General features: G+C 64.2%; 20 protein-coding genes, 1 tRNA gene and 1 pseudogene (1 of these 22 only partly in view). 8 read left to right on the top strand and 14 right to left on the bottom strand.

Annotated features, from left to right (window positions below; translation table 11 throughout):
- Positions 1-1,408, top strand: partial view of a SulP family inorganic anion transporter gene (locus ACSBM8_RS13890; protein WP_442678596.1) — the 3' portion only. 83 nt of this gene lie to the left of the window's left edge; 1,408 of the gene's 1,491 nt are visible here — the last part of the coding sequence; its start codon lies beyond the left edge, outside the window; it ends in the stop codon at positions 1,406-1,408.
- 10 nt (positions 1,409-1,418) lie between these two features.
- On the opposite strand, the gene ACSBM8_RS13895 is transcribed toward ACSBM8_RS13890, so the two are convergent.
- On the bottom strand, positions 1,419-2,081 hold the full coding sequence (locus ACSBM8_RS13895) for an FABP family protein (protein WP_442678597.1): 663 nt from the start codon (positions 2,079-2,081) through the stop codon (positions 1,419-1,421).
- Between the two features lie 137 nt (positions 2,082-2,218).
- Between ACSBM8_RS13895 and ACSBM8_RS13900 the strand changes: the two genes are divergently transcribed.
- Positions 2,219-4,147 carry a sialate O-acetylesterase gene (locus ACSBM8_RS13900; protein ID WP_442678598.1) on the top strand — a complete coding sequence of 643 codons (1,929 nt, stop codon included), beginning with the start codon at positions 2,219-2,221 and terminating at the stop codon, positions 4,145-4,147.
- Between the two features lie 90 nt (positions 4,148-4,237).
- Here the strand turns inward: ACSBM8_RS13900 and ACSBM8_RS13905 are convergent, their stop codons facing one another.
- A complete protein-coding gene (locus ACSBM8_RS13905) occupies positions 4,238-4,954 on the bottom strand; it encodes a phasin family protein (RefSeq protein ID WP_442678599.1) in 717 nt (238 codons plus the stop codon).
- Positions 4,955-5,131: 177 nt separating this feature from the next.
- Positions 5,132-5,806: a glutathione S-transferase family protein gene (locus ACSBM8_RS13910; RefSeq protein WP_442678600.1), complete on the bottom strand. Its 675-nt coding sequence runs from the start codon at positions 5,804-5,806 to the stop codon at positions 5,132-5,134.
- Positions 5,807-6,123: 317 nt separating this feature from the next.
- Here ACSBM8_RS13910 and ACSBM8_RS13915 point away from each other — a divergent pair, with 317 nt between their 5' ends.
- Both ACSBM8_RS13915 and ACSBM8_RS13920 read left to right on the top strand, forming a co-directional pair.
- Positions 6,124-6,360 (top strand): hypothetical protein, encoded by a 237-nt coding sequence (locus tag ACSBM8_RS13915; RefSeq protein ID WP_442678601.1) that lies wholly within the window; start codon positions 6,124-6,126, stop codon positions 6,358-6,360.
- Between the two features lie 51 nt (positions 6,361-6,411).
- A complete protein-coding gene (locus ACSBM8_RS13920) occupies positions 6,412-7,095 on the top strand; it encodes a hypothetical protein (RefSeq protein ID WP_442678602.1) in 684 nt (227 codons plus the stop codon).
- Positions 7,096-7,126: 31 nt separating this feature from the next.
- On the opposite strand, the gene ACSBM8_RS13925 is transcribed toward ACSBM8_RS13920, so the two are convergent.
- The 4 genes from ACSBM8_RS13925 to ACSBM8_RS13940 form a co-directional block, all read right to left on the bottom strand.
- Complete coding sequence (locus ACSBM8_RS13925) at positions 7,127-8,014, bottom strand: MBL fold metallo-hydrolase (RefSeq protein WP_442678603.1); 888 nt, start codon at positions 8,012-8,014, stop codon at positions 7,127-7,129.
- 143 nt (positions 8,015-8,157) lie between these two features.
- A complete protein-coding gene (locus ACSBM8_RS13930) occupies positions 8,158-8,676 on the bottom strand; it encodes a hypothetical protein (protein WP_442681601.1) in 519 nt (172 codons plus the stop codon).
- Positions 8,652-8,978 (bottom strand): hypothetical protein, encoded by a 327-nt coding sequence (locus ACSBM8_RS13935; RefSeq protein ID WP_442678604.1) that lies wholly within the window; start codon positions 8,976-8,978, stop codon positions 8,652-8,654. Before ACSBM8_RS13935 ends, ACSBM8_RS13930 begins: the two co-directional genes overlap by 25 nt.
- Positions 8,975-9,679, bottom strand: a complete 705-nt coding sequence (locus tag ACSBM8_RS13940; protein ID WP_442678605.1) for a hypothetical protein — start codon at positions 9,677-9,679, stop codon at positions 8,975-8,977. The genes ACSBM8_RS13935 and ACSBM8_RS13940 overlap by 4 nt, the downstream gene beginning before the upstream one ends.
- Before the next feature lie 497 nt (positions 9,680-10,176).
- Between ACSBM8_RS13940 and ACSBM8_RS13945 the strand changes: the two are divergent.
- Positions 10,177-10,425 (top strand): annotated as a pseudogene (locus ACSBM8_RS13945) (TonB-dependent receptor plug domain-containing protein); the annotation flags it as partial.
- A 138-nt stretch (positions 10,426-10,563) separates the two neighbouring features.
- Here ACSBM8_RS13945 and ACSBM8_RS13950 read toward each other — a convergent pair.
- On the bottom strand, positions 10,564-11,043 hold the full coding sequence (locus ACSBM8_RS13950; RefSeq protein WP_442681658.1) for a hypothetical protein: 480 nt from the start codon (positions 11,041-11,043) through the stop codon (positions 10,564-10,566).
- A gap of 80 nt (positions 11,044-11,123) precedes the next feature.
- On the opposite strand from ACSBM8_RS13950, the gene ACSBM8_RS13955 reads away from it, so the two are divergent.
- Positions 11,124-12,770 (top strand): TonB-dependent receptor domain-containing protein, encoded by a 1,647-nt coding sequence (locus ACSBM8_RS13955; RefSeq protein WP_442681602.1) that lies wholly within the window; start codon positions 11,124-11,126, stop codon positions 12,768-12,770.
- 404 nt (positions 12,771-13,174) lie between these two features.
- On the opposite strand, the gene ACSBM8_RS13960 is transcribed toward ACSBM8_RS13955, so the two are convergent.
- The 6 genes from ACSBM8_RS13960 to ACSBM8_RS13985 all read right to left on the bottom strand — a co-directional run bounded on the left by ACSBM8_RS13960 (position 13,175) and on the right by ACSBM8_RS13985 (position 22,120).
- On the bottom strand, positions 13,175-13,387 hold the full coding sequence (locus ACSBM8_RS13960; protein WP_442678606.1) for a hypothetical protein: 213 nt from the start codon (positions 13,385-13,387) through the stop codon (positions 13,175-13,177).
- Positions 13,388-13,534: 147 nt separating this feature from the next.
- Complete coding sequence (gene gltB / locus ACSBM8_RS13965) at positions 13,535-18,064, bottom strand: glutamate synthase large subunit (RefSeq protein WP_442678607.1); 4,530 nt, start codon at positions 18,062-18,064, stop codon at positions 13,535-13,537.
- Positions 18,061-18,789 carry a DUF2059 domain-containing protein gene (locus tag ACSBM8_RS13970; protein ID WP_442678608.1) on the bottom strand — a complete coding sequence of 243 codons (729 nt, stop codon included), beginning with the start codon at positions 18,787-18,789 and terminating at the stop codon, positions 18,061-18,063. The genes gltB and ACSBM8_RS13970 overlap by 4 nt, the downstream gene beginning before the upstream one ends.
- A complete protein-coding gene (locus ACSBM8_RS13975) occupies positions 18,786-20,213 on the bottom strand; it encodes an NAD(P)-dependent oxidoreductase (RefSeq protein WP_442681603.1) in 1,428 nt (475 codons plus the stop codon). The genes ACSBM8_RS13970 and ACSBM8_RS13975 overlap by 4 nt, the downstream gene beginning before the upstream one ends.
- A gap of 164 nt (positions 20,214-20,377) precedes the next feature.
- Complete coding sequence (locus tag ACSBM8_RS13980; RefSeq protein WP_442678609.1) at positions 20,378-21,184, bottom strand: undecaprenyl-diphosphate phosphatase; 807 nt, start codon at positions 21,182-21,184, stop codon at positions 20,378-20,380.
- A 6-nt stretch (positions 21,185-21,190) separates the two neighbouring features.
- Positions 21,191-22,120, bottom strand: coding sequence for a complex I NDUFA9 subunit family protein (locus tag ACSBM8_RS13985; RefSeq protein ID WP_442678610.1), 930 nt, complete (start codon positions 22,118-22,120; stop codon positions 21,191-21,193).
- A 154-nt stretch (positions 22,121-22,274) separates the two neighbouring features.
- On the opposite strand from ACSBM8_RS13985, the gene ACSBM8_RS13990 reads away from it, so the two are divergent.
- Both ACSBM8_RS13990 and ACSBM8_RS13995 read left to right on the top strand, forming a co-directional pair.
- Positions 22,275-22,361, top strand: a tRNA-Leu gene (locus ACSBM8_RS13990).
- 579 nt (positions 22,362-22,940) lie between these two features.
- Positions 22,941-24,236 carry a cytochrome c gene (locus ACSBM8_RS13995; RefSeq protein WP_442678611.1) on the top strand — a complete coding sequence of 432 codons (1,296 nt, stop codon included), beginning with the start codon at positions 22,941-22,943 and terminating at the stop codon, positions 24,234-24,236.

Consider the following 24,236-nt stretch of genomic DNA (forward strand, 5'->3'; position numbering starts at 1 on the left):
CGCCCTCGCGTTGATCCCGGAAGCGATCGGCTTTTCGATCATCTCCGGCGTCGATCCTCGGGTCGGGCTTTACGCCTCCGTCGCCATCGCCATCATCATTTCGCTGGTCGGCGGCCGGCCGGCGATGATCTCGGCCGCGACCGCCGCCGTCGCCGTGGTTGTTACCCCGCTCGTGCGCGATCATGGCGTCCAATATCTGTTCGCCGCCACGATCCTGATGGGCCTGATCCAGATCTGCGCGGGCCTGCTGCGGCTGGACCTGTTGATGCAGTTCGTCTCGCGCTCGGTCATCACCGGCTTCGTCAATGCGCTCGCCATCCTCATCTTCCTGGCGCAGCTGCCGCAGCTGATCGGCGTGAGCTGGCATAGCTATGCGATGGTCGCGGGCGGGCTGGCGATCATCTATCTGCTGCCGCGCCTCACCAGGGCGGTCCCCTCCCCGCTCGTCGCCATCCTCGTCCTCGCCGGAATCAGCATCGCGCTGCACCTCCCGGTCCGCACGGTCGGCGACATGGGCCGGCTCCCCGAAGGCCTTCCCAGCCTGGCCTGGCCGAACGTGCCGCTGACCTTCGAAACGCTGCGGATCATCCTGCCTTTCTCGCTCACCATGGCCGCCGTCGGCCTGCTCGAATCGATGATGACCGCACAGATCGTGGACGACATGACCGATACGGACAGCGACAAGCGTCGTGAGTGCGTCGGCCAGGGCGGCGCCAATATCGCGGCGGCACTGGTCGGCGGCATGGGCGGGTGCGCGATGATCGGCCAGTCGGTGATCAACGTCACCTCCGGCGGCCGCAAGCGGCTGTCCACCTTCACCGCCGGCGCCTTCCTGCTGTTCCTGCTGGCCGTGCTCGGCCCGGTCGTCGGCCGCATTCCCATGCCGGCGTTGGTCGCGGTGATGGTGATGGTGTCGATCGGCACGTTCAGCTGGAACTCGATCCCGAATCTGCGCCGCCACCCGCCGACTTCGTCGATCGTCATGGTGGCGACCGTCGCGGTGGTGGTCGCCACGCGCGATCTGGCGCAGGGGGTCCTCGTCGGCGTGCTGCTGTCGGGCATCTTCTTCGCCGGCAAAGTACGCCGCATGTTCGCCGTCGAACGCACCCAGGCGAGCGCCGACGCACCGATCGTCTATCGTGTCTCCGGCCAGATTTTCTTCGCCTCGGTCGATCGCTTCGCCCGCGCCTTCGCCGCCGAAAGCGGGCGGCCCGTTACGATCGACGTCACCGCCGCCCACTTTTGGGATATTTCCGCAATCGGCGCGCTCGACAAGATCGTCGCGCGCCTGCGCCGCGACGGATCGCACGTGGACGTCATCGGCTATAATCGGGCGAGCGCCGACCTGGTCGATCGCTTCGCGCTGCACGACAAGACCGGCTTCCAGCTCGGCGTCGTACCGCATTGAGCCCGCCGGCCTAGGCCGGCGCGGCCGCCGCCCGCTTGTCCAGGATCGCCTTCAGCGGATTGGGTCTGGCCGGCCCCACCCGCCGCAAGCGGTTCTGGTCGTGATGTTCGAACGGATCCGGGCGGCCATGCACCAACAGCATCGTGCGGATGTCGTAGCTCCAGCTGTCGGCGTCGTGAAAGGTCACGTCGATGCGATAAGCGTCGGTTCGAAAGCCATATTCCAGGAAGGCGGTCGAACAGATGCCATATTGGGTCTCGCCCCGCGTGGCCGTGAGCGTCAACATGTCGTCGCCCGGCTTGGCCTGACCGGACGCCAGCGCCACCTGCCCGCGCGGGATCGCCAGCGTCTGCAGGATCAGTCCGGTCGCGGGCTCCCACAGCCAATAGCCGACCTGTTCGTGGAAGGTGATGTCCTCCTCCGCGGTCGTGATGTGGATATGGTAGCGCATGCCGTAGAAAAGCTGCGGCCCGTTCGCCTGCGGATCGATCGGGTCGAACGATATCCGCTCGATGAAGGTGCGGCGTTCGGGCGCGTCGGCCTTGGGGTTGATGTCCACGCCCTTATGCGCCTCCCACCGGCCCGCCAGCCGCGCGAGCGGACCGAGATTGGCCAGCGTATCGGGATCGACGTCGCTCGGCTCGGTAAAGATGTCATGCGGGAACGGGTTCATGCCGGGCTCCGATCATCAAGGCTGATCCGGTAGCGTAACAACGAGAGCGCGCCGCTCCAACTCGCCATTGCCTTCCACCCACGCCTCCGTCACCTGAAGGCCTCGATCCCGCGCACGGGACATGGAGGGGTAAGGCAATGGCCATGCGATATTGGGCGCTCACGGCATGTTCGGCCTTCGCCTTTCCGCTCTCGTCGGCCCCCTTGCTCCACCCGATGTTCCAGGATCATGGCGTGCTCCAGCGCGACGCGCCGATTCCCATCTATGGCGCTGCCCCCGCGGGCAGCGAGGTGACGGTCACGCTGGGCCGCGCCGTCGCCCATGCGCGCGCTGATGCGGGCGGGCATTGGCAGCTCGCTCTGCCGAAAATGGCGGCGGGTGGCCCCTATACGCTGCAGGCCCGCACCGCCTCCGGTGAGACACAGGCGGCGCAGGACGTGCTGATCGGCGACGTCTATCTCTGCAGCGGCCAGTCCAACATGGCTTTTGCCGTGCGCGGCGCGGACAATGCGAAGGCCGATATCGCAGCGGCGACGGATCCCACCATCCGGTCGCTCACGATCGAAACCAAGGACAGCCTGGTGCCGCTCGATCGCTTCGCCGCGCCGGTCAAGTGGATCCCCGCCTCGCCCGATACGGTCGGCGCCTTCTCCGCCAGCTGCTATTTCTTCGCCCGCGAACGCAAGAGGACGGTCGACGTGCCCATCGGCATGGTCGTCGCCGCCTGGGGTGGCAGCCGCATCCGTGCCTGGGTGAGCGAGCCCGGCCTGCGCGCCGCCAGGCTTGAGGAGGCCAATCTCGATCTGCTGGCACAGCATCGCCTCCAGCCGGAGGCGGCAGATCGCGGCTGGAGCGCGGTTTGGGAAGGCTGGTGGCGCAGCCTCAAGCTGCCCGGCGATCCGCCGTGGCAGCCAGGCTTCGATGCACATGACTGGAAAATCGCGCCAACCGCGCTCGGCCCCTGGGCGCTATGGAACGGCACCTCGCCCGACGGCTTCACCGGCCAGATGTGGTTGCGGACCGAGGTCACGCTCACGGCTGCGCAGGCCGCCCAGCCTCCCATCCTCGATCTTGGCGTCGCCAACGAAGAGGATGCGAGCTGGGTCAACGGCACCGGCGTCGGCGGGACATCCTGGACGCCACAGGCGCGCCACGCGATCCCGCGCGGCACCTTGCATGCCGGCGCCAACACGATCGTCACCAACATCTTTTGCAGCTGGCGCAATTGCGGCCTGACCGGGCCGGCGGAGGGCCGCGCCCTCCGCCTGGCCGACGGCACCACCGTGCCGCTCGCCGGCCCGTGGCGATATGCGCCGATGCCGGCGGACGCGATCGCTCCGCAATTGCCCTGGGGCCCGGCGCATGGCGTGTCGGTCATCTATAACGGCATGATCGCACCGATCGGCCGGTACGGCTTCCGGGCGGCGGTCTGGTATCAGGGCGAATCCGACGTACATTATGCAGCCGACTATGAGCGCAACCTGCGAGCGCTGATGGCGGACTGGCGCCGCCACTTTCGGGCCGATCTGCCCTTCCTGATCGTGCAGCTCCCCAATTTCGGCCCGATGCCTGTTCGGCCGGCCGAGTCGAAGATGGCCGACATCCGGGAGGCGCAACGCCGGGCGGCGATCGGTGATGCCCGTGCCGATTATATCGTCACGATCGATATCGGCGATCCTCACGACATCCACCCGACCAACAAGCAGGACGTCGGTCGCCGGCTCGCTTTGACGGCCGCCAGCCTGCTCGACCGGAGACCGGTTCTGACGGGGCCGCGCGGCGTTCGTGTCACGCGCAATGGTCAGAAGATCATCGTCCATTTCGACAATGTCAGCGGGGCGCTCGTATCCTACACCGGCGCCCCGGTCGGGTTCGAGCTGTGCGGTGTCGCGGCTGGCTCCTGCCGCTTCGTCACCGCCTCACTCGCGGCGCCGAACGCGGTCATACTCGACGCGGGATCGCGCCGCGCCACACGCGTACGCTTTTGCTGGGGCGACAGCCCGGCCTGCATGTTGTCCGACGCCTCCCGCCTTCCCGCCGGCCCGTTCGAACTGCCCGTTCACTAGCTACAAAAAATCGGCCGCCCCTCCCGGCAAAGAAGGACGGCCGATCATACTTTACGCTACTCTACAGGACCGGGCCGGAGCCCGGCTAAATCACAGCGCCGTCGACTTGATCTTCTCGGCAGCGATCGCGTAGCGGGTCGAGATCGGCTGGGCGACGTCGCCGGCAACCTTCATCAGCGTCTCGCTGAGGCGCGACGCTTCGGCGACCATGTTGTCGAACGAGGTCTTGGCGAATTCGCTCTGCAGCTGGAACAGCTCCGTCGGCGACTTGACGCTGGCAAAGCTCTTGAATGCGGCCGTCGCGGCTTCGAAATGCTTCTTGCCATATTCGGCAGCTTCCTGGCTCATCGACTCGGTCGCCTTGGCGGCAACCTTGGACGAAGCGATCACGGCCTCGACATTGCCCTTGGCGAAATCGACCATTTCCTCGCCGAACTTGGTCGACTTCTCAAAGGCGCTCTTGAACCGATTGGAAACGTCGCCGAAGGCGGCCTGAGCCTGGTTGGCGGTGTCGGTCGGCGAAGTTACGGTAGCCATGTCAATCACTTCCTCAGTTACGGGCTTAGGCTCGACGGGGTCGGAGGCCGGTGCCACGATGGGGTCGCTTTGGATGGCCGGCGACGTCACGGCCTCAAGTGTCTCAGCAATCTGCGCAGGCGACGGCGTCAGCTGCGCCACCGCAGCTTCCCCGGCCGCGATGCTTTGGTTCACCGCCTGCGCGGCCTCGTTCGAAACCGTCGGCTTGGGCACCGACGGCTTGCGCGGCTTGGCAGCCGGTTTCGAATCGACGACGGTCTTGTCAGCCACCCGAATGCTCCCAACTTCCTTATGCTGCGATGCACAATATAGCCATTTGGTGTCGTTCGCAACCATTTTGTGCGACGCAACAAAGCGTTACAATTCAGCAAGATGGTAGCGCTAACGGGGCAATATTGTTGCTGAACGCGGGGGTCTCATCAGCGTCAGTAACCGGCCCGAAACCGCCTAGAAATCGACCTTGTCATAATGGTCGGGCGGCGCGATCACTTCCATCCGCTCGCCCAGCAAGGATCGGAAGCTCGGCCGGCTTTTCATCCCCGAATACCAATGTCGCGTCCGCTCATGCCCGCGCCAGTCGATGCCGCCGAGATAGTCCGACACCGAAATATGCGCCGCGGCGGCCAGATCGGCCAGGCTGAACAGGGGTCCGCCGATCCAGCGCCGGTGATCCAGCAGCCAGTCGATATAATCCAGGTGGCTGTTCGCCAGGCGCATCGCTTCGCGCAACGCCTTGGCATCCGGCGATACGCGATGGACCAGCCGCTTCTCCATCCGTTCGTACAAGAGCGGACGGCCGACCTCATCGTGAAACTTCTGGTCGAACCACGCCACCAGCCGCCGCACTTCGGCGCGGTTGGCGGCCGTGCCGGGCAGCATGATCGTCCGCTCGACGGTCTCTTCCAGATATTCGCAGATCGCGGTCGAATCGATCAGCATCAGATTTTGGCCGCGATCGACCAGTACGGGCGTCTGCCCCGCCGGATTCATGTCGATATATTCGTCGCGCTGATCCCACGGGCTCTCGCGCACCAGCTCGCATCCCTCCCCCTTTTCACCGAGGAGCAGGCGAACCTTGCGCGAAAAGGGACAGAGCGGAAATTGATAGAGCTGCCAGGCCATGACCGCCCCTGTTAGGGCCGCCGCGATCAAGGCGAAAGGGGAACGAAAAGGGCCCGCTTTTGCGGCGGTGGCAATCAGCCATCCCGGTCCGGCAGCGTCTCCCGGACGGAAGCGAGCAACGCGGGACACATTACAAATGAAACATGGCCTTCGAGGCGCATGGAGTCGGCCGCGCGAAGATCAATCCGCGACCAGCGACAGGCTCGACCGGTCTGGAACCTGCGTCATCTTGCCGCCCTTTACGGCAAACTGACAGCTGACGTTCATCTTGAGAGCGCACCTTCGTCGGCGATCTGTAAGAGATCATAGGAGGATTTATGAAGGTTTTGGCTTTTAGCATCGCCCTCGCGCTGGGTTCGAGCGCTGCGCTGGCGCAAACCACCACGCCGCCCGCCGACACGACCTCACCCGCGCCGACGACGGCCACCGACGCGGGCGTCGGGACCAGCACCGGCACGACCGACACGACGGCGACCACCACCACGACCACGACCGACACGTCCACGACGCCGGACGACGGCGGCAAGAAGCACAAGCACAAGAAGCCTAAGTAAGTATTGAGCCGGCAGGGGGAGCAATCCCCCTGCCCCATCGCCACGGCATTCATGCACATTTCATCACCAGAACGCTTCGTCGACTATGTCCGCGCGAGCCTGCCCGATGCCATTGCGCTGCCGGCGGAATTCGTGGCCGCGCTGGAATGGATGGACGACAATGATTGCGTTTTTCCCTCCGCCAAAGGCGATGGGCGCCGTTACGCTACTTTTTACCCCGGCCTTTTACCGGGCAGAGGCATGTCCTGCATTTCCATCCACGCGGTCGATCCGGAGGACGCCGTCCATTGGCTTGGTAAGGGCGTTGCCGGCGCTGAGCGGCTCGCCCCCTTCATTCGCACCGGTTACGACGGCTCCTGCGCCGCTTTATGGCGCGATCCGCAAGACAGGCTCCGCCTCGTCCAGCTTGGCTCAGGCTCCGGCTCCACCTGGGCTGGGGTCATCACGGACGATCCCGTTACAATGCTGCGCTTCCTGGCGATCGGCTATCCGGAACCCTGCGCGCCAGAAATGTTCGCGCTGACACCGCTGGAAGCTTATGAGGAAGACGACTTCAGCGATGAGGCGCCGTTCATGCCGCCCACCCAGTTCCAGCAATGGGTTTCACGCACCTTCAACGTCGGTATCCCGACGCATGCACAGGACCTGATCCCGACCACGCCCGACATGGACGCGGCCAACCCGACCGATCCCTTTCTCCTGTGGCTGAAATCCGCCCAGGACCAAGCAGCGTAAGGGTTGAGCCGACAAGCTTTCCGGACCTTGGCTATGACGCCGGTCGCGGCGGCACGGGGTACAGGATGAAATCGCGTTGGCGGTCGATCGTGGGGACGGCGCCTTCTTTGGCCACTGCCTGTCGAAGCGCGCCGATCACCGCCGGCGACAGCGGCAATTCATGCTCCGCCGGGTGCGCCGCGGCTTCCATCGGATAATCTTGGCCGGGCGTGCTCATCATCTCGATATGCGCGCCGAGCAAAGCCCGTACAGGGTGGGTGGCCGCGAAGGCAGCAAGCCGATCGGTGCTGGCCCGGAACGCTTCGAACATGTTCAGCGGCACATAGAGCCGGCCGGGATACAGCATGTCGCCGGAGAAAAGCAGCCGCGTCCGCGCGTCGTACACCATGATGTGCGCCGGCTGGTGGCCCGGTGTCGGAAGGATATCGAGCGGCCGTCCGCCGAGATCATAACGTCCGATCTCGCTCGGCCAGTCGCCGATCCGGAAGAAGCCCGCGACCGCATCCGCGGACAGCCCGATCAGCTCCGTGTCCGGACGATCGCGAAACTCGTCGTCCCCGGCATGATGATCGCCATGGCCGTGCGAATGCGCGACGATCAGGCGGATCGGACGCCCCCCATGCTTCGCCCGCCAATCGGCGATCAGCTGGTCGATCGTAGGCCGGATCTTCAGCCCGCCCGCCCCGGTATCGATCAACAGCGCGCGATCCTGGCCAAATAGCAGATACAGGAACGGCGCCTCGAAGTTGGTCTTGACCGACTGGCGGATCACGAGCGTGTCCGCATCGATCGCCTGCACCTGCATCTCCGGCTCGCGTGCCGTCGTCCCGTCGATCCAATGGGCGAATTTGGGCATTTCCGGCGGCGCGGCGCCGCCGATCAACATCGCTGCCGCCATCATCAGCATGGTACGCCGCATAGTGGGCGCTGCATTTCGCGTTCGGGATTGGTGTGATCTCATCGGCAAAGACTATGAGATGCTACCTAACCGATCAAAGGCAGTATTGCCCCTTGCGCCAGGTTCAGTGATCGGCATCAGGCGCTAACCGAGCCGCGCCATTCTCACCGTACGAAGATCGGGTTGCCGATCATCACGCGGCGCCCCGCTTTATTACGAACGTCGACGCGAAACCACCGGGTCGCGGCAACGAGCGGGACGGGAAAGTCCCGAATTTGGTCTGCCTTCGTGATCGCGGCGCTGGCCGTCGGCAGGCGGCTGCCGCCAACGATCAAGGAGGCGATACAACCCGCCGCGCCGGCAACGCGGACGTGCGCATCGACCACCATCTTGCCCTTGGGTCGAAGCAGGGTTTCGCCCATCACCGCGGTCACGCCGGCCTTCGTCGAAGCCCGCATGTCGAGCAGGCGACCGGGCGACGCGCCTTCGAGATCGATGAACACCCCGCCGGATCGTATCCCCGCCAATATGGCAGGCTGCGACAGGTTCGTGCTGAAGACCACCGTCGCGGGCGTGCCCACGGGGGATTGCGCGCCGACGGGAGAGGATCCCGCCTTGCCGTCGACGGCGTCATGGTTGTCGCTGCCGCCAACGCCGATCAGCCGATAGCCACGATCAAGCAGCTTTTCCCAATAGGCCGTGCCCGATCCGGGCCATCGTCGAACCCATGCGTGTCTGCGGCTATCCCGCCATTGGCGACTTCGATCGTGTCCACCATCGCGAAGTCGGTGCCGGGCGCACTCCACCCGCAGCCGAGACAATCCTCGCCGGTCGGGATTTCGGGATGGTTGATCGAGATCAGCGCGCCCGTCGGCTTTGCACGGGCGAAGAGGTCGTTGATCGATCCGGCATAACCGGGGCCCATCCGGAAATCGATCGGCACGACGATCCCCAACAGGTTGAAATGGCCCACCGCGGTCGTCATTTCGCGCCCGGGGATAGCGAGAAGCGAGTCGAATAGGGCGCCAGTTCCGGCAGTTCCGCAACCTGGGACGAGGCATTAGGGTCGGTGATGACGACGAAATCCAGGCCGTGCGCAACCGCGGCCTGAATGGTCAGAAATAACGGACAGCGAATTGCCACGCCCGCTTTGCTCCGGCAGGCGGCATCGCTCTGGCCGCTATGGGTGTGCAGGTCGCCACGATACCATCCCGGTCCGGGCCGCACGGGCGTGTCGGTGACCACCTGTGCCGCCGCGCCTCGCGAAAAGCGGATCCGCGCCGAATAAGGCGATACGCTTCCCGGCCGGATGCTGGCGACGGCCAGCGTGAGGCGCCAGATGCCCGATGGAATCGGCCCAGGCAGGAAAGACGGCGATGCGAAGCCATCCGCGACGACGAAATGCGGTTTGATCCCGCCGCCCCATCCGCGCAGGCGTTGAGGATCATACAGGCCGGTGACCAATATCGTCCCCTGCTCGCGCCCTTCCCACCGAATATCGACATCGATCTTTTCGACGCCGGCGGGCACCGTGAAAGGAAGCTCGCGGTAACTGCCCTTGTCCTCCGAGTGGAGCACGCCATGCAGCACAATGTCGGCCGCGGGCGAACCGGGCTGCGCCATCGCCGATGCTGCGGCTACTATGCTCATGAGCCCCAGAAGGACCTTGAAAACGGCATCTTTCATTGCAAATCGCCTAGCATCTGCATGCCGTCATCTTCCGAATGTCTTAAATCAAAACCGGCGGCATTTCAGAAAAATCGGGTACAGGCTTAATATACATCCTGTAAAGATCAAATAAAATGCCACATTTTTGTAACAAAATAGGAAGCAAATCTGTCAAACACATCCGTCATAGACCTCCCATAAGTAGCAGACCGAGATAGACGGTTGCCAAAGGGAGAGGCCTTCATAAAAAAGAGGGCTCGGTTGTGTTGCGTTCCACAAAGTATTTGATTTCGTCTGCTTTTGTCGCATTGCTGGCGGCGCCGGCGACCGCCCAGGCGGTCAGCGATAGCCCCGCTGCCCCGGCACGGGATGCGGCTGCAGCCGCCCCTGCCGCTGCGCCCGATGACCGGAATGCGCGGTCGCTCGACGATTCCATCATTATCACCGGCCACCGCCTGAGCGGCGAGGCCAGCGCAATCGACGAAAAGCGCCGCGCCACCGCGATCGTCAGCATCATGTCGGCCGAGGAAATCGCGAAGCGGCCTGGCGGCAATGTCGCCGACATCATCTCGCATCTGCCCGGGCTGGTCGGCTATAACGACATGGGCAAGGGGCAGGCCGCGACCGGCCAGCTGGAATATGTCGCCATCCGCGGCCTCGATTCCAATTATGATTCCTATCTGCTCAACGGCGTTCGGGTGCCTGCCGCCGATCCTGGCAGCCGCGCCCTGTCGCTGAACTTCGTCGCGCCCTACGGCCTCGATTCCGTGATCGTGACGAAGGCGCCAACGTCTGAAATGATCGGGGACGGCATTGGCGGGATCGTCGATATCCACACGCCGAGTGCCTTCTCGCGCGGGCGCAGCTTTGTGAAGGTCACCGTCGCCGGCAACCTGTCGCAGCTAGCCTCCAAGCTCGATTTTCCTGCCGGCGGCGGCACCGGCCAGATCGAGGTCGCGCGCCAGTTCGGCGATAGCGACCAGTTCGGCATCTATGCGACGGCCTATTATGATCGCAGTCGCAGTGCCGGCGAGGCGATCGAGGCGGGGGGCTACCGCCCCACGCTCAGCAGCGAAAGCGCGGTCAGCGACTGGCGCACGCTGAAGGGCGGCCTGTCGCTCGATCAGCTGAAATATGATCTCTACGACAATAAGGAAGAACGCTACGGCGGCAATCTCGCGCTTGGCTACAAGACCGATACGCTCGAACTCTATCTGCGCGGCACCTATGGCCAATATACGGATACGGGCAACGACTCCCAGCGCAGTATCCGCAATAACGACGATCGTTATTTCAACTCGGACACCTACAATCCCCAGACGATATTGCCCGGCGGCTATTTTCAAACGCGAGACAAGAACGGCAAGCTCTATACTGTTCAACTCGGCGGGATCAGCGATTTTCGCGGCGGTGGCGACGCCGGCCTGATGCTGAATACGACGTATCGCTTGGGCGCTCGGCCATCGGCTATCCCAATTATGTCGAAGGCAGCCTGTACGCGCCGCCGATCGCCGGCAATGCCCAGTTCGACCTCTCCGATCCGATGCGCCCGCGTCCCGTCTTCAGCAGTCCGGCCGTCGCGGCGTACGTGTTGGATCCCAACACGGACAAGCTCTGGAAATTCCAGGGCCACGACGGGCGCACGACCAATCGGATCGTCAACTTCAAGTTCGACGCCACCTATCGTTTTGGCGGTTTGCTCGACGCGATCAAGGCGGGCGCCGATGTCAGCCTGTCCAAGCGCAATCAATTTGACCACCTTTATACCGGCAATGGCGGCGACAATTTTGCGATCCTGCGCCCGGACGGCACGTTGCCTGATTATACCGATGGTCAGGGCGGTCCGCTCGGCACCCTGCCCGGCGTCAATATCGGCTCGTTCCTGGGCGGCCTCTACCCCGGCACCTACCGCTTTCTTGATCGCTCGACCTTCGTCAACGGCATGCTGCCCTTTGCGTACCAAAGCCATTTCGCCAAGGATCCGGTCACGGGCCTGAACACGGTCGGTAATCCCGGCGCCTATACGACCGACGATTATAACCAGAACACCGTCTACGGCCGGGAGAATATCTACGCCGGCTATGTCCAGACGCGGTTCGTGGGCAACGCCCTCACCGCGGTGCTGGGGCTGCGTTACGAGCATACCGATTATAGCGCCGATCATTGGGTGCTGGCAACAACCGACGCGTCCGGCACCCAGCCGGGGCATTTCGCGCACGCCGGTAATTCGTACGACGAATTCCTGCCCAACCTCGCGATCAATTACCGGCCGAGCGAGAAATGGGTCGCGCGCTTCTCGGCGCATCGCAGCTTTTCGCGGCCCGCCTTCTCGCTGACCGCCGGGCCCGAGACGCACACCTTCGATCCAGTGACGGGCTCGACGTCCTACAATCGGTCGAACCCCGATCTCAAGCCCGCGACATCGACCAATCTGGACGCCAGCGTCGAATATTATCCGGTCGCCGGCGCGCTGTTCGAGATTGGCGGCTATTACCGCCACATCGATCACTTCATCTATTCGGCCAGCACGACCGGCGGCAGCCCAGACGTCAACACGCCCGCGACCAATATCGGCGCGGACGTCTACACCCAGCCGGAAAACGGAAAGTCCGCTAAACTCTACGGGCTGGAACTGAACGGTCGCTATCAGTTTCGCAATCTCGGCGGATGGCTGGCCGGTTTCGGGCTTGGCGGCAATCTGACGCTTCAGCACAGCGAAGCGGACAGCGGCCGCCCCGATCATTTCGGCCGCAAGACCTGGCTGCCGCGCGCACCCCGCACGATCTACAATATCGACGTTTTCTACGATCATGCCGGCGTCACCGCGCAGCTGACGTGGCAATATGTCGGCCTGCAACTGCTCAGCCTGACCGGGAACAACCTCGATTCCTATATGCAGCCGATCCGCACGCTCGACCTGGATCTCGGCTATGCGATCACGTCCAGGGTGAAGCTGGGCTTTCAGGTCAAGAACCTGCTCAACAAAACCCAATTCTATAAGACGCTCGGCCGCGACAAGACCTATCTCGGCACGCAGGATGGCGGCGGCAACGGCTCCTACGTCAACACCGGCCGCTTCTTCCGCATCCTGGCATCCTACCAGTTCTAAGTAGCTGTTCGGCTATCGGCGCGTCGCAATGGCGCGCCGATAGCCGAGCCAGAGGCGGCAATCGGGCAGACTCATTGGTGAAGATGGCATCGTCGCCCCGCAAAAGATAAGCGCGCCATCCCGCTTCGACGCCCCCGCTTTGCGGTTCAGCACGACGCCTGATCAGAGGCCTGCACAAAACCGGCGCCTCTCGACAAATGAGAACATATAGAGTACATGCGCAGTGCGTCGTGATCCGCTCATCGCGTGGGAGAATGACTTTTAGCGCCGATATTCAGATCGCATCTTCGCGCGCGCGGTGGCGCCGTAATCGCTTGCCCAGGCAATCATCAAGTTCGTTTCTGGTGTTTTTTTATTTTCCGCACCGCGAATGGGTGCGTCGGGGACGTCCACGCCCCGATCGGCTACGCCGCTTCGGTTTCCTTCGGCCGTACCCATACATCGACCGGCGTCGCGAAACTGCCGGGTGCGGGCTTGCCTACGTCTACCCGCAGGGCGCTGACACGCTCGCCGGTTTCCAGATGAAAAGCGGTGCCGACGAACGGCATCCGCCCGAACATATGCTTCTGGATCTGCTGGCCCGTGGCCGCATTCATGATGGTGGCTTTGATACTCATCGGACGCGGATAGCGAGCGCAGCCGCCCGCTGTCGATGCCGCGTCGGGACTTGTCCCCAACAAATTTCAGCGACCGCTCCGTCCGTCAGGACCGCGTACGCCGCTCACATGAAACGGGCGGCGGCAAGGCCCGCCGCCCACCTCAGCTCATTCCGCCGCGACGAACTCCGCCTCGGGCTCATCCTCCAGCGGCTGCGACAGACGGGTGAGCATTTCCTTCGGCACGACCTGCCAGAAACGATCCCGCCAGCGATCCCAATCGTCCAGGATCGCGTTGGACCAGCGGCTGTCGGTCTTCGTGGCGTGGAGCGCGATCAGCGATTTGAGCCGTGCTTCCCAATAGACCGAGCCCAGCCGGCGCCAGACGATGCTCTCGTCATTGGCGCGCTCGGCGAAGCGCCCGTCATCGTCCAGCACGAACGCCATGCCGCCGGTCATGCCCGCGCCGAAATTCTCGCCGGTCCGGCCGAGGATCACGGCGGTGCCGCCCGTCATATATTCGCAGCCATTGGCGCCGCAGCCTTCGACCACCACGGTCGCACCCGAGTTGCGCACCGCGAACCGCTCGCCCGCCTTGCCGGCCGCCAGCAGCGTCCCACTGGTCGCGCCATACAGCACGGTGTTGCCGATGATCGTGTTGGCCTTGGTATCGAGCTGGCTCGAGACCATCGGCCGCACGACGATCGTGCCGCCGGACAAGCCCTTGCCGACATAGTCATTGGCCTCGCCGAACACTTCCAGCGTCACGCCCTTGACCGCAAACGCACCCAGCGACTGCCCGGCCGACCCGCGCAGGCGAATATGGACATGCCCGTCCGCCAGCGCGGTCATGCCGAACTTGCTCGTAATCTCGGCCGAGAGCCGCGTGCCGACCGCGCGGTGCGTGTTGCGCACCGTATAGGTCAGCTGCATCTTCTCGCGCCGCGCGAAGACGGGCGCGGCATCCTTGATCATCTGCGCATCCAGGCTGTCCGGCACTTCGTTGCGGAAGGTGCTCAGCTGGAAGCGGCGATGATGATCGGGCGCATCCACCTTGGCGAGGATCGGGTTGAGATCCAGGTCGTCGAGATGCTCGGCGCCGCGGCTGACCTGGCGCAGCAATTCGGTCCGCCCGATCACCTCGTCGAGGCTCTTGTAACCGAGCCGCGCCAATATCTCGCGCACCTCCTCGGCGATGAAGGTCATCAGGTTGATCACCTTCTCCGGCGTACCGACGAACTTGGATCGCAGCGCCTCGTCCTGCGTGCACACGCCGACCGGGCAGGTGTTCGAATGGCATTGCCGCACCATGATGCAGCCCATCGCCACCAGGCTCAACGTGCCGATGCCGAACTCCTCCGCGCCCAGGATCGCGGCGATGACGATGTCGCGCCCGGTCTTGAGGCCGCCGTCGGTACGCAATTTGACGCGATGGCGCAGGCCATTGAGCGTCAGCACCTGATTGACCTCGGACAGGCCCATTTCCCACGGCGTGCCGGCATATTTGATGCTGGTCTGGGGGGACGCGCCGGTGCCGCCGACATGGCCGGCGACCAGGATCGCGTCGGCATGCGCCTTCGCCACGCCCGCCGCGACCGTGCCGATGCCGGCCGAGCTGACCAGCTTCACGCACACCCGCGCGCGCGGGTTGATCTGCTTCAGATCGTAGATGAGCTGCGCCAGATCCTCGATCGAATAGATGTCGTGGTGCGGCGGCGGCGAGATCAGCGTCACGCCCGGCGTCGAATGGCGCAGCTTGGCGATGAATTCCGTCACCTTGAAGCCGGGCAATTGCCCGCCCTCGCCGGGCTTGGCGCCCTGCGCGACCTTGATCTCCAGCTCCTCGGCCGAGCCCAGATATTCGGCGGTAACGCCGAACCGGCCCGACGCGATCTGCTTAATCACGCTGTTGGCATTGTCGCCATTCTCATACGGCGTGTAGCGGCTCTTATCCTCGCCGCCCTCGCCCGACACCGCCTTGGCGCCGATCCGGTTCATCGCGATCGCCAGCGTCTCGTGCGCTTCGGGCGACAGCGCGCCGAGGCTCATGCCCGGCGTGACGAAGCGCTTGCGGATCTCGGTGATCGCCTCGACGCTGTCGATCGGCGCGGGCTCCTTCGCCCAGTTGAACTCCAGCAGATCGCGCAGATAGATGGGCGGCAGGTCGCGCACGCCGCGCGCGAATTGCAGATATTGGCTATAGCTGTCGGTCGCGACCGCCGTCTGCAGCAGGTGCATCAATTGCGCCGAATAGGCATGCGCCTCGCCACCCGCACGCTGGCGATAAAAGCCGCCCACCGGCAATACCGTCGGTCCGCCTTCGAACGCCTTTTCATGCCGCATGCGGCCGGACAGCTGCAGGGAGGCATAGCCTTCGCCCGAAATCTTGGCGGGCATGCCCGGGAAGAAATCGTTCACCAGCGCCCGGCTCAGGCCGACCGCCTCGAAATTATAGCCGCCGCGATAGGAGGAGATCACCGCGATCCCCATCTTGCTCATGATCTTGAGCAGGCCATCGTCGATCGCCTTGCGCCAGCGCTTGAAGCAGTCCGCCAGCGGCAGATCGCCGAACAGGCCGCGCGCATGGCGATCCGCGATCGCGGCTTCCGCCAGATAGGCGTTCACCGTGGTCGCGCCGACGCCGATCAGCACCGCATAATAATGCGTGTCGAGGCATTCGGCCGAGCGCACGTTGATCGACGCATAGGAGCGCAGGCCCTGGCGGACGAGGTGCGTGTGCACCGCCGCCGCGGCCAATACCATCGCGATGGCGATCCGATCGGACGAGACATTCTCGTCGGTCAGGAACAATTCGCTCTTGCCCTCGCGCACGGCCTGCTCGGCTTCGCGCCGCACGCGCGTGATCGCCTGACGCAGGGCATCGGGGCTGTCGTCGTCGGCCGGATAGGTGCAATCGATCGTCGCGTGGGCCGATCCGAAATAGCCCTTGAGCGTCGCCCAGTCGCGCGACGTCAGCACCGGCGAATCCAGCACCAGCACGCCGGACTGCTGCGCATCCACATCCAGGATGTTGGCAAGGTTCCCGAACCGCGTCTTCAGGCTCATCACGCGGGTCTCGCGCAAACTGTCGATCGGCGGGTTGGTGACCTGGCTGAAATTCTGGCGGAAGAAATGGCTGATCAGCCGCGGCTTGTCGGAAATGACCGCGAGCGGCGTATCGTCGCCCATCGATCCGATCGCTTCCTTGGCCTGCTCGACCTGCGGCGACAGGATCAGCTCCATGTCCTCCATCGTCTGGCCGGCTGCGATCTGGCGGCGGATCAATTCGCCCCGGGTCCATTGGGGGAGATGCTCGCCCTCCGGAACAGGCAGGTCCGCCATCATGCGGAAAGTCGAAACCCACTCGCCATACGGCGCTTCGGCCGCGATCCGGGCCTTGACCTCGCTATCCTCGTAGAAGCGGCCTTCCTGCAGATCGATGGCGATCATCTCGCCCGGCCCGAGCGCGCCCTTGGCGACAGCCGAGCTTTCCGGCACCACCACCATGCCGGCTTCCGAACCGACGATCAGCAGATTGTCCGCCGTGCGCAAGGTGCGGAGCGGGCGCAGTGCATTGCGATCGACGCCCGCCACCACCCAGCGGCCGTCCGTCATCGCCAGCGCCGCCGGGCCGTCCCACGGCTCCATCACGCTCGCGAAATAATTGTACATATCCTGCACCGGCTGCGGCAGGTCGGAATCCTGCCACGCTTCTGGCACCAGCATCAGCTTCGCGGTCGGCGCGTCGCGGCCCGAACGGCAGATCGTCTCGAACACCGCATCCAGTGCTGCCGTGTCGGATGCGCCCGCCGGGATCACCGGCTTCACGTCTTCGGAATGCATCCCGAAGGCGAGGCTCGCCATCTTGATCTCGTGGCTCTTCATCCAATTCTTGTTGCCGCGGATCGTGTTGATCTCGCCGTTATGCGCAAGGCAGCGGAACGGCTGCGCCAGCCACCATTGCGGGAAGGTGTTGGTCGAATAACGCTGGTGAAAGATCGCGACCCGGCTGACGAAGCGCTCGTCCTTCAGATCGGGATAGAAGACCGACAATTCCTCGGCGAGGAACAGGCCCTTGTAGATGACCGAGCGGCAGCTGAGCGAGCAAATGTAACAGCCCTGGATCTGCGCCTCGATCAGCTTCTTCTCGATACGGCGGCGAACCAGATAGAGCTTCTTCTCGAACTCCTCCGCGCTCTCGGCCTCGGGCATCGGCCCGGCGATCATGATCTGCTCGATCTCGGGCCGGGTCAGCATCGCCTTGTCGCCGATGCACGACACGTCCACCGGCACCTGGCGCCAGCCATAGATGGTGTAGCCGAAGTCGATGATCTCGCTCTCGATGATCGTACGGCAGGTCTCCTGCGCACCCAGATCGGTCCGCGGCAGAAAGATCATGCCGACCGCCAGCCGGTTCGGACGCGGGCGGTGCCCGGCGGACTCGATCGCATCGTCGAAGAAACGCGCGGGCAGATCGACATGGATGCCGGCGCCGTCACCGGTCTTGCCGTCGGCATCGACCGCACCCCGGTGCCACACCGCCTTCAAGGCATCGATCGCGGCGGTGACGACGCGGCGCGACGCCTTGCCGTCGGTCGCCGCGACGAGGCCCACGCCGCAGGCGTCGCCCTCGAATTCGGGCCGGTACATGCCCTCGCGGGCAAGGCGTTCGCGTTCGGAAGCGAGATAGTCGGTCATTGGCTCTTCGCCTTCTTCAACGCCGCCGGATCAACGCCCAGCAGCTTCGCCAATCGCGCACGATCGGCCTCGTTCAAATCATCGTATGTTTTGGCCTTCGGCAGGCTGGCGGCCGCCTGCTGCGCCTTCTCGGTCGCGGACGGCAGGACCTTCATCAGCTCGGGCATCAGCCCCTTCATGCTCGCCTGCACCGCCGGGTCGCTCATCAAGGTCATCGTCCGCTGCGCGAACGCAGTTCCGGCTGGGGTACTGAAGAAGCGATCAATCTCCTCCAGCTGGGGGCGCGTGAAATTATGCACATAGGCTTGCGCCATGCCCTCGCGCAGCTGCGGCTCGAACCGCGACAGGACATCTCCCATGCCCGCCATCATCGACGACATGATGAGGTTCATGCGTTGCTCGAAGGCGGGATCGAGGATGGTCATGATCTCGCGGGTGGTGGTATCCTGGAGCGCGGTGATCCGGTCCTCAGGCACATCAGTACCCGCAAGGAATTGCCGAACCGGCAGGTTCAGCATCTGCCCGGTCATGCCCTGCATCATCTGGTCCATCGGACCGCGCATCAGGCGGCGGTAGGTGCCATCCGGCACCATCTTGAGCACGATAGCCCGGGCGAGCGCGACCGACTGAGGATCGGCAGCGTTGACCGTCGGCGCGGCAGATGGCGCCTGCGCCAAAACTGGCGCCGCAGCGCTGATCAGGATCGGCAGCAGCAGCGTCCTCATGCCGCAACCCTTTCGACCGCCGCCTTTGCCTTCAGCCATTGGTGCATGCGCTCGCTGACGTCGCGGCCGTCGCGCACCGCCCAGACCACCAGGCTCGCGCCGCGCACGATGTCGCCGGCGGCGAACACGCCCTCCAGGCTGGTCATCATCGTCTTATGATCGACCCGCACGGTGCCCCAGCGCGTCACCGACAATTCCGGCGCGTCGAACAGCCGCGGCAGTTCCTCCGGATCGAAGCCGAGCGCCTTGATCACGAGGTCAGCATCGACCCGGAAGCCCGCACCGGGATCAGCCTCCGGCGCGCGCCGGCCCGAAGCGTCCGGTTCGCCGAGCCGCATCTTGGTCACCTGCACGCCCGCAACCGTATCGCTGCCATGGAAGGCTTCGGGCGCAGACAGCCAGACGAACTCAACGCCTTCCTCTTCCGCATTCTTCACCTCGCGCTGCGAGCCCGGCATGTTCGCCCGGTCGCGGCGATAGAGGCAGCGTACCGATGCCGCGCCCTGGCGGATCGCGGTACGGACACAATCCATCGCGGTGTCGCCGCCGCCGATGACGACGACATTCTTGCCCGCCGCGTTGAGCGTGCCATCATCGAACGCCGCAACATCGTCACCGAAACCCTTGCGGTTCGATGCGGTCAAATAGTCGAGCGACTCGACGACGCCCGCCGCGCCCACGCCCGGCGCCTTGATGGCGCGTGGCTTATAGACGCCGGTGGCGAGCACGACAGCGTCATGACGCTGTCGCAGCTCCTCGAGCGACGCATCGCGGCCGACCTCGAAATTGGAATGGAAGACGACCCCGCCGGCGGCCAGCCGATCCACACGCCGCATCACGACCGGCTTTTCCAGCTTGAAACCGGGGATCCCGTAGGTCAGCAGCCCGCCCATCCGATCGTGCCGGTCATAGACATGGACCTCGTAACCGCGCGTGCGCATCAGATCGGCCACCGTCAGTCCGGCCGGACCGGCACCGATGATGCCGATCGACTGGCCCCGCGCCGGCCCCGGCGTCAACGGCTCCACCCAGCCTTGCTCCCAGGCGGTATCGGTGATGAACTTCTCAACCGAGCCGATCGTGACCGCGCCGTGGCCGGAGAATTCGATGACGCAATTGCCTTCGCACAGCCGGTCCTGCGGACAGATGCGGCCGCAAATCTCCGGCATCGTCGACGTCGCGTTCGACAATTCATAGGCTTCGCGCAGCCGGCCTTCCGCCGTCAGACGCAGCCAATCCGGTATATGATTGTGCAGCGGACAGTGGGTCGAACAATACGGCACGCCGCATTGCGAACAGCGCGACGATTGTTCTTCAGCCTTCGCAACCTGATAGGCGCGCGAAATTTCAGCGAAATCGGCTGCACGCGCATCAGCAGCGCGCTTTTCGGGATAATCCTGCTCGACGAGCGGGAAGGTCAACATACTGGCCATGTGCATAATCTCCGCCGCCCCAATGATGGAGCACGGAGATCAAGTCACGCCAAAAATCCACTATAGGTCAGCATTGCTGTCCTATTACACAGCCCTAATCGGCAATTTGTTAAGCTTGGCGCAATTATCGTGCGCCGATTTGTTCCGATCCGGACCTACAAGCTATTGAGCCAAACCAGCGCGGCGGCACCTGCGACGATTCGATACCAGGCAAAGGGCGCAAAACCATGCTTGGTCACGATCGACACGAAAGCGCGGATGACGACGACCGCCACGACGAACGAAACCAGGAAGCCAATCCCGATCGTAGGCAGGTCCACGGCACCCGGGCCGCCAAAGTCATGCCGGTTCTTGTAGAGTTCGATGAAACTGGCACCCAGCATGGTCGGGATGGCGAGGAAGAAGCTGAACTCCGCGGCCGTCCGACGCTCTACGCCGAGGCTCAGCGCGCCCATGATCGTTGCACCCGACCGGCTGACGCCCGGGATCATTGCGAGACACTGGATGAACCCGATGCCAACGACGGTCGGGAGCGGCACGTCCGCGACCCCCGCCACGACCTGCCGCTTCGCGAGCCGTTCGACAATGAGGATCGCGATGCCGCCGACGATCAGGGCCACCGCGACGACCTGCGCATTGTCGAGCAGGGATTCGATCTTCTTGTGGAACGCCAAGCCGATCACGCCGGCCGGAAGAAACGCGACGACCAGGTTGCGCAGGAAACGCCACGACGTCGGATCCCGCCGCACCAGGCCGGCCGCTACGGCCCAGAAGGTGCGCCAGTACAGAACCAGCACCGCCAGAATCGCGCCCAGCTGGATCACGATGTTGAACACCTCCCACCGCGCCGCATCATAGCCGAGCAACTTGGTGGCAAGGATGAGATGCCCCGTCGACGACACGGGAAGGAATTCGGTAAGCCCCTCGACGATACCGAGCAGGACCGGCGTGACGATATTCATACCGGGTCAGGCCGCTGCGTTGAGGCTGAAGCGACCCTGGCGGCGGTAGCGCACCAGCCACTGTGGGGTCACGGCGGCCATCGGAGTCGGCTCGATCCCGATATCGCCAAAGCCGGCCGCTCCGGGCGAGACGACGTTATCCTGCTGGAGCATCAGCCATTGATCCCACGTAATCGGTGCACCGGGGAGCCAGCCGAACCGGGCGATCCCGGCGGACAGACCGTCCGGCAGCGACACCAAGGCGGGCGTCCGGCCGATTGCCTCGCCGATCCACTTATGCAGATCCAGCATCGACAGAATCTGCGGCCCGCCAAGCTCCAGCAACGCTGGCGCGGGATCGGGCGACAGGGCCACCTTCGCGATGGCACGGGCGACATCGACCACCCAAGCCGGCTGAAACTTCGCCTCCGGGCGAACGACCGGCAGGACCGGCGCCATCGCCATCATGCCGGCGAATTTGTTTACGAACTGATCCTCCGCGCCGAACAGGATCGACGGACGGATGATGTGCGCATCGGGAAACGCCGCGCGTACCGCCTGCTCACCGCGGCCCTTGCTGCTTCCATAGGCCGATGCAGCGGCGGGATCGGCGCCGATAGCGGACAGCTGGATGAACCGCCGTGCGCCGGCAGCGGCGGCAGCGGATGCCGCATTTTTCGCTCCATCCACATGGACGGCCTCGAACTTGCCCTTGAGGATGCCGACCAGGTTGATGACGACGTCAGCGCCCTGCACGGCCCGCGCGAGGCTGTCCGGCCTGGTAATGTCCGCGGTCAGCGACTGCGCCTGCCCCAGGGCGGCCAGCGGCTTCAAAAAATAGGTGTCGAGCGGATTGCGCTCCGCAATGCGCACGCGCGCGCCGCTGCGCAGTAGCTCCTGCGCGACGTAGCGGCCGAGAAATCCTCCGCCGCCAAACAGCGTTACCAGCTCGTCCATCGATCCAGTCCTTAAGGAAATGCCGCGCTGCCCATGCCCCCACACTCCCGCCCATGCAAGCATCCGCGGGAGATCGCGCATTTCCTGGATCAATTAGCCCGAACGCCGTTGACAAGGCGCGAGGCAGCCCCCTAAAGCGCGCCCCCTACCCCGTGCCCAGATGGCGGAATTGGTAGACGCACCAGCTTCAGGTGCTGGCGCTCGCAAGGGCGTGGAGGTTCGAGTCCTCTTCTGGGCACCATTCGCCTTCCGGGAAGGCTTTATTGTCCCGTGAATGGCATTTTAAGCCGTTCGCCCTGGGGCATCGTCTCCTGAAATATGCAGCTAACGACCCTGTTGACGGACGTTTCGTGCCGCCAATAGCGTCCTTCGCTCCAGCGCTTTTTATAAGCCGGACATTTCGACGCTCAGATGCGAAGCTTCGGCAAAGTTCGCCGCTACAGGCTTGCGTAGAGAGGGTGTCACAACCGAAGTTGGACCGAAACGAACTTGTGGCCGCCTCCGTTTCCCCATTTTGCAGGCTAACGGGATGATGGTATGATTATTCGAATGTCGTTCGATGGGGCTCCGGAAGCGTAGCGGGGAAGACGACAGAGTCGCGTCGGGGGAAGCGAATTGGTTCAGACGGCCGCCGAAGTCGCTGATGGGGCTCACCGTGTGGCGCGATTGTGCCCGACCATGCCCATCTCGACCCCAGTCACATTAACGAAACATATGTTTGTGGCCGGCGCGTCGCTATGGCCATCTTCGCACCCGAATTTACCTGCGGCGGATCATGCGGGCTTGGAGGCGGATATGGTCGGCAGTTGGGGAATATGACGTGAAGCGCCTCCTCATCGGCGTCGCCGCTCTCCTGGTCGTCGGCCTAATCGGCTTCACTATCTTCGCGTGGCGGCCTGCGTTCATCCCGATCGCGGTGCCGGCACCGACGTCGTTCGCGCCCGAGCAGGTCGCGCGCGGCGCTGTGCTGGCCAGCGCAGGATATTGCGCCAGCTGTCACACCGCCAAGGGCGGGAAAGCCTTCGCGGGCGGCTACGCAATGGCGACGCAATTCGGCACCATTTATTCAACCAACATCACACCCGATGCCGATACCGGCATCGGCACCTGGTCCGAGGCCGCGTTCAAGCGCGCCATGCACGAAGGGGTGCGCCGCGACGGCGCGCATCTGCTGCCGGCATTCCCTTACGATCATTTCACCAAGTTAACCGACGACGACGTTGCGGCCCTCTATGCCTTTTTGATGACCCAGCCGGCGGTCAGCGCCCCCGCTCATCGCAACACGATCCCCTTCCCGCTTAACATCCGTGCGCTGCAGGCCGGATGGAAATTGTTGTTCTTCCATCCCGGCCGCTATCGGCCCGACCCCGCCAAAAGCGCCGAGTGGAATCGCGGCGCCTATCTGGCGCAGGGGCTGAGCCACTGCGGCGCATGCCACACGCCGCGCGGTGCGCTCGGGGCCGAAAAGAGCGGACAAATGTATGCCGGCGCGGCGATCGACAATTGGGTTGCGCCGCCGTTGACCAAGGCCAATCCCTCACCCGTCCCGTGGGACCAGGTGGAACTCGCCACCTATCTCTCGACCGGTATCAGCCGCTATCATGGCACGGCGGCTGGGCCGATGGGCCAGGTGACGCGCGGCCTGGCGGCCCTGCCCGCAGCCGACATCCAGGCGCTGGCTGCCTACTTTGCCGATGTCGGGGACGCCAAGACGCGCGCCGGCGGAACGGCCGCTGCACTGGCACATGCGCGGTCGTCCGACAGGATCGGGGTCGGTCTGCAATATGCGCCGGCAGCGCGACTTTACACCGCCGCTTGCGCCTCCTGCCATTATAACGGGCCCGGCGAACCCAACCCGTTACGGCCCGATCTTGCGCTCAACAGCGCCGTCAATCTCGATGACCCGACCAACCTGATCCAAGTCATCCTATATGGCATCTCGGCCAAGGACGGCGCGCCGGGGGTGGTGATGCCCGCTTTCGGACGCGGTTTTACCGACGCCGATGTGGCGCGGATCGCAGCCTATCTGCGGGCCACCCGCACGGCCAAGCCGGCCTGGCCAGATCTGGCGACCAAGGTGGCGGCGATCCGCGCGCAAGGACGGACGGGGGAATGA

This window comes from Sphingomonas sp. ASY06-1R, assembly GCF_052180265.1.
GTDB lineage: Bacteria > Pseudomonadota > Alphaproteobacteria > Sphingomonadales > Sphingomonadaceae > Sphingomonas_I.

Excerpts from the sequence above, each read along its gene's own strand:
- ACSBM8_RS13895 (WP_442678597.1), bottom strand. The coding sequence starts at position 2,081 with ATGAACCCGTTCCCGCATGACATCTTTACCGAGCCGAGCGACGTCGAT.
- ACSBM8_RS13900 (WP_442678598.1), top strand. The coding sequence starts at position 2,219 with ATGGCCATGCGATATTGGGCGCTCACGGCATGTTCGGCCTTCGCCTTT.
- ACSBM8_RS13910 (WP_442678600.1), bottom strand. The coding sequence starts at position 5,806 with ATGGCCTGGCAGCTCTATCAATTTCCGCTCTGTCCCTTTTCGCGCAAG.
- ACSBM8_RS13915 (WP_442678601.1), top strand. The coding sequence starts at position 6,124 with ATGAAGGTTTTGGCTTTTAGCATCGCCCTCGCGCTGGGTTCGAGCGCT.
- ACSBM8_RS13920 (WP_442678602.1), top strand. The coding sequence starts at position 6,412 with ATGCACATTTCATCACCAGAACGCTTCGTCGACTATGTCCGCGCGAGC.
- ACSBM8_RS13925 (WP_442678603.1), bottom strand. The coding sequence starts at position 8,014 with ATGCGGCGTACCATGCTGATGATGGCGGCAGCGATGTTGATCGGCGGC.
- ACSBM8_RS13935 (WP_442678604.1), bottom strand. The coding sequence starts at position 8,978 with ATGACGACCGCGGTGGGCCATTTCAACCTGTTGGGGATCGTCGTGCCG.
- ACSBM8_RS13940 (WP_442678605.1), bottom strand. The coding sequence starts at position 9,679 with ATGAAAGATGCCGTTTTCAAGGTCCTTCTGGGGCTCATGAGCATAGTA.
- ACSBM8_RS13960 (WP_442678606.1), bottom strand. The coding sequence starts at position 13,387 with ATGAGTATCAAAGCCACCATCATGAATGCGGCCACGGGCCAGCAGATC.
- gltB (WP_442678607.1), bottom strand. The coding sequence starts at position 18,064 with ATGACCGACTATCTCGCTTCCGAACGCGAACGCCTTGCCCGCGAGGGC.
- ACSBM8_RS13970 (WP_442678608.1), bottom strand. The coding sequence starts at position 18,789 with ATGAGGACGCTGCTGCTGCCGATCCTGATCAGCGCTGCGGCGCCAGTT.
- ACSBM8_RS13975 (WP_442681603.1), bottom strand. The coding sequence starts at position 20,213 with ATGTTGACCTTCCCGCTCGTCGAGCAGGATTATCCCGAAAAGCGCGCT.
- ACSBM8_RS13980 (WP_442678609.1), bottom strand. The coding sequence starts at position 21,184 with ATGAATATCGTCACGCCGGTCCTGCTCGGTATCGTCGAGGGGCTTACC.
- ACSBM8_RS13985 (WP_442678610.1), bottom strand. The coding sequence starts at position 22,120 with ATGGACGAGCTGGTAACGCTGTTTGGCGGCGGAGGATTTCTCGGCCGC.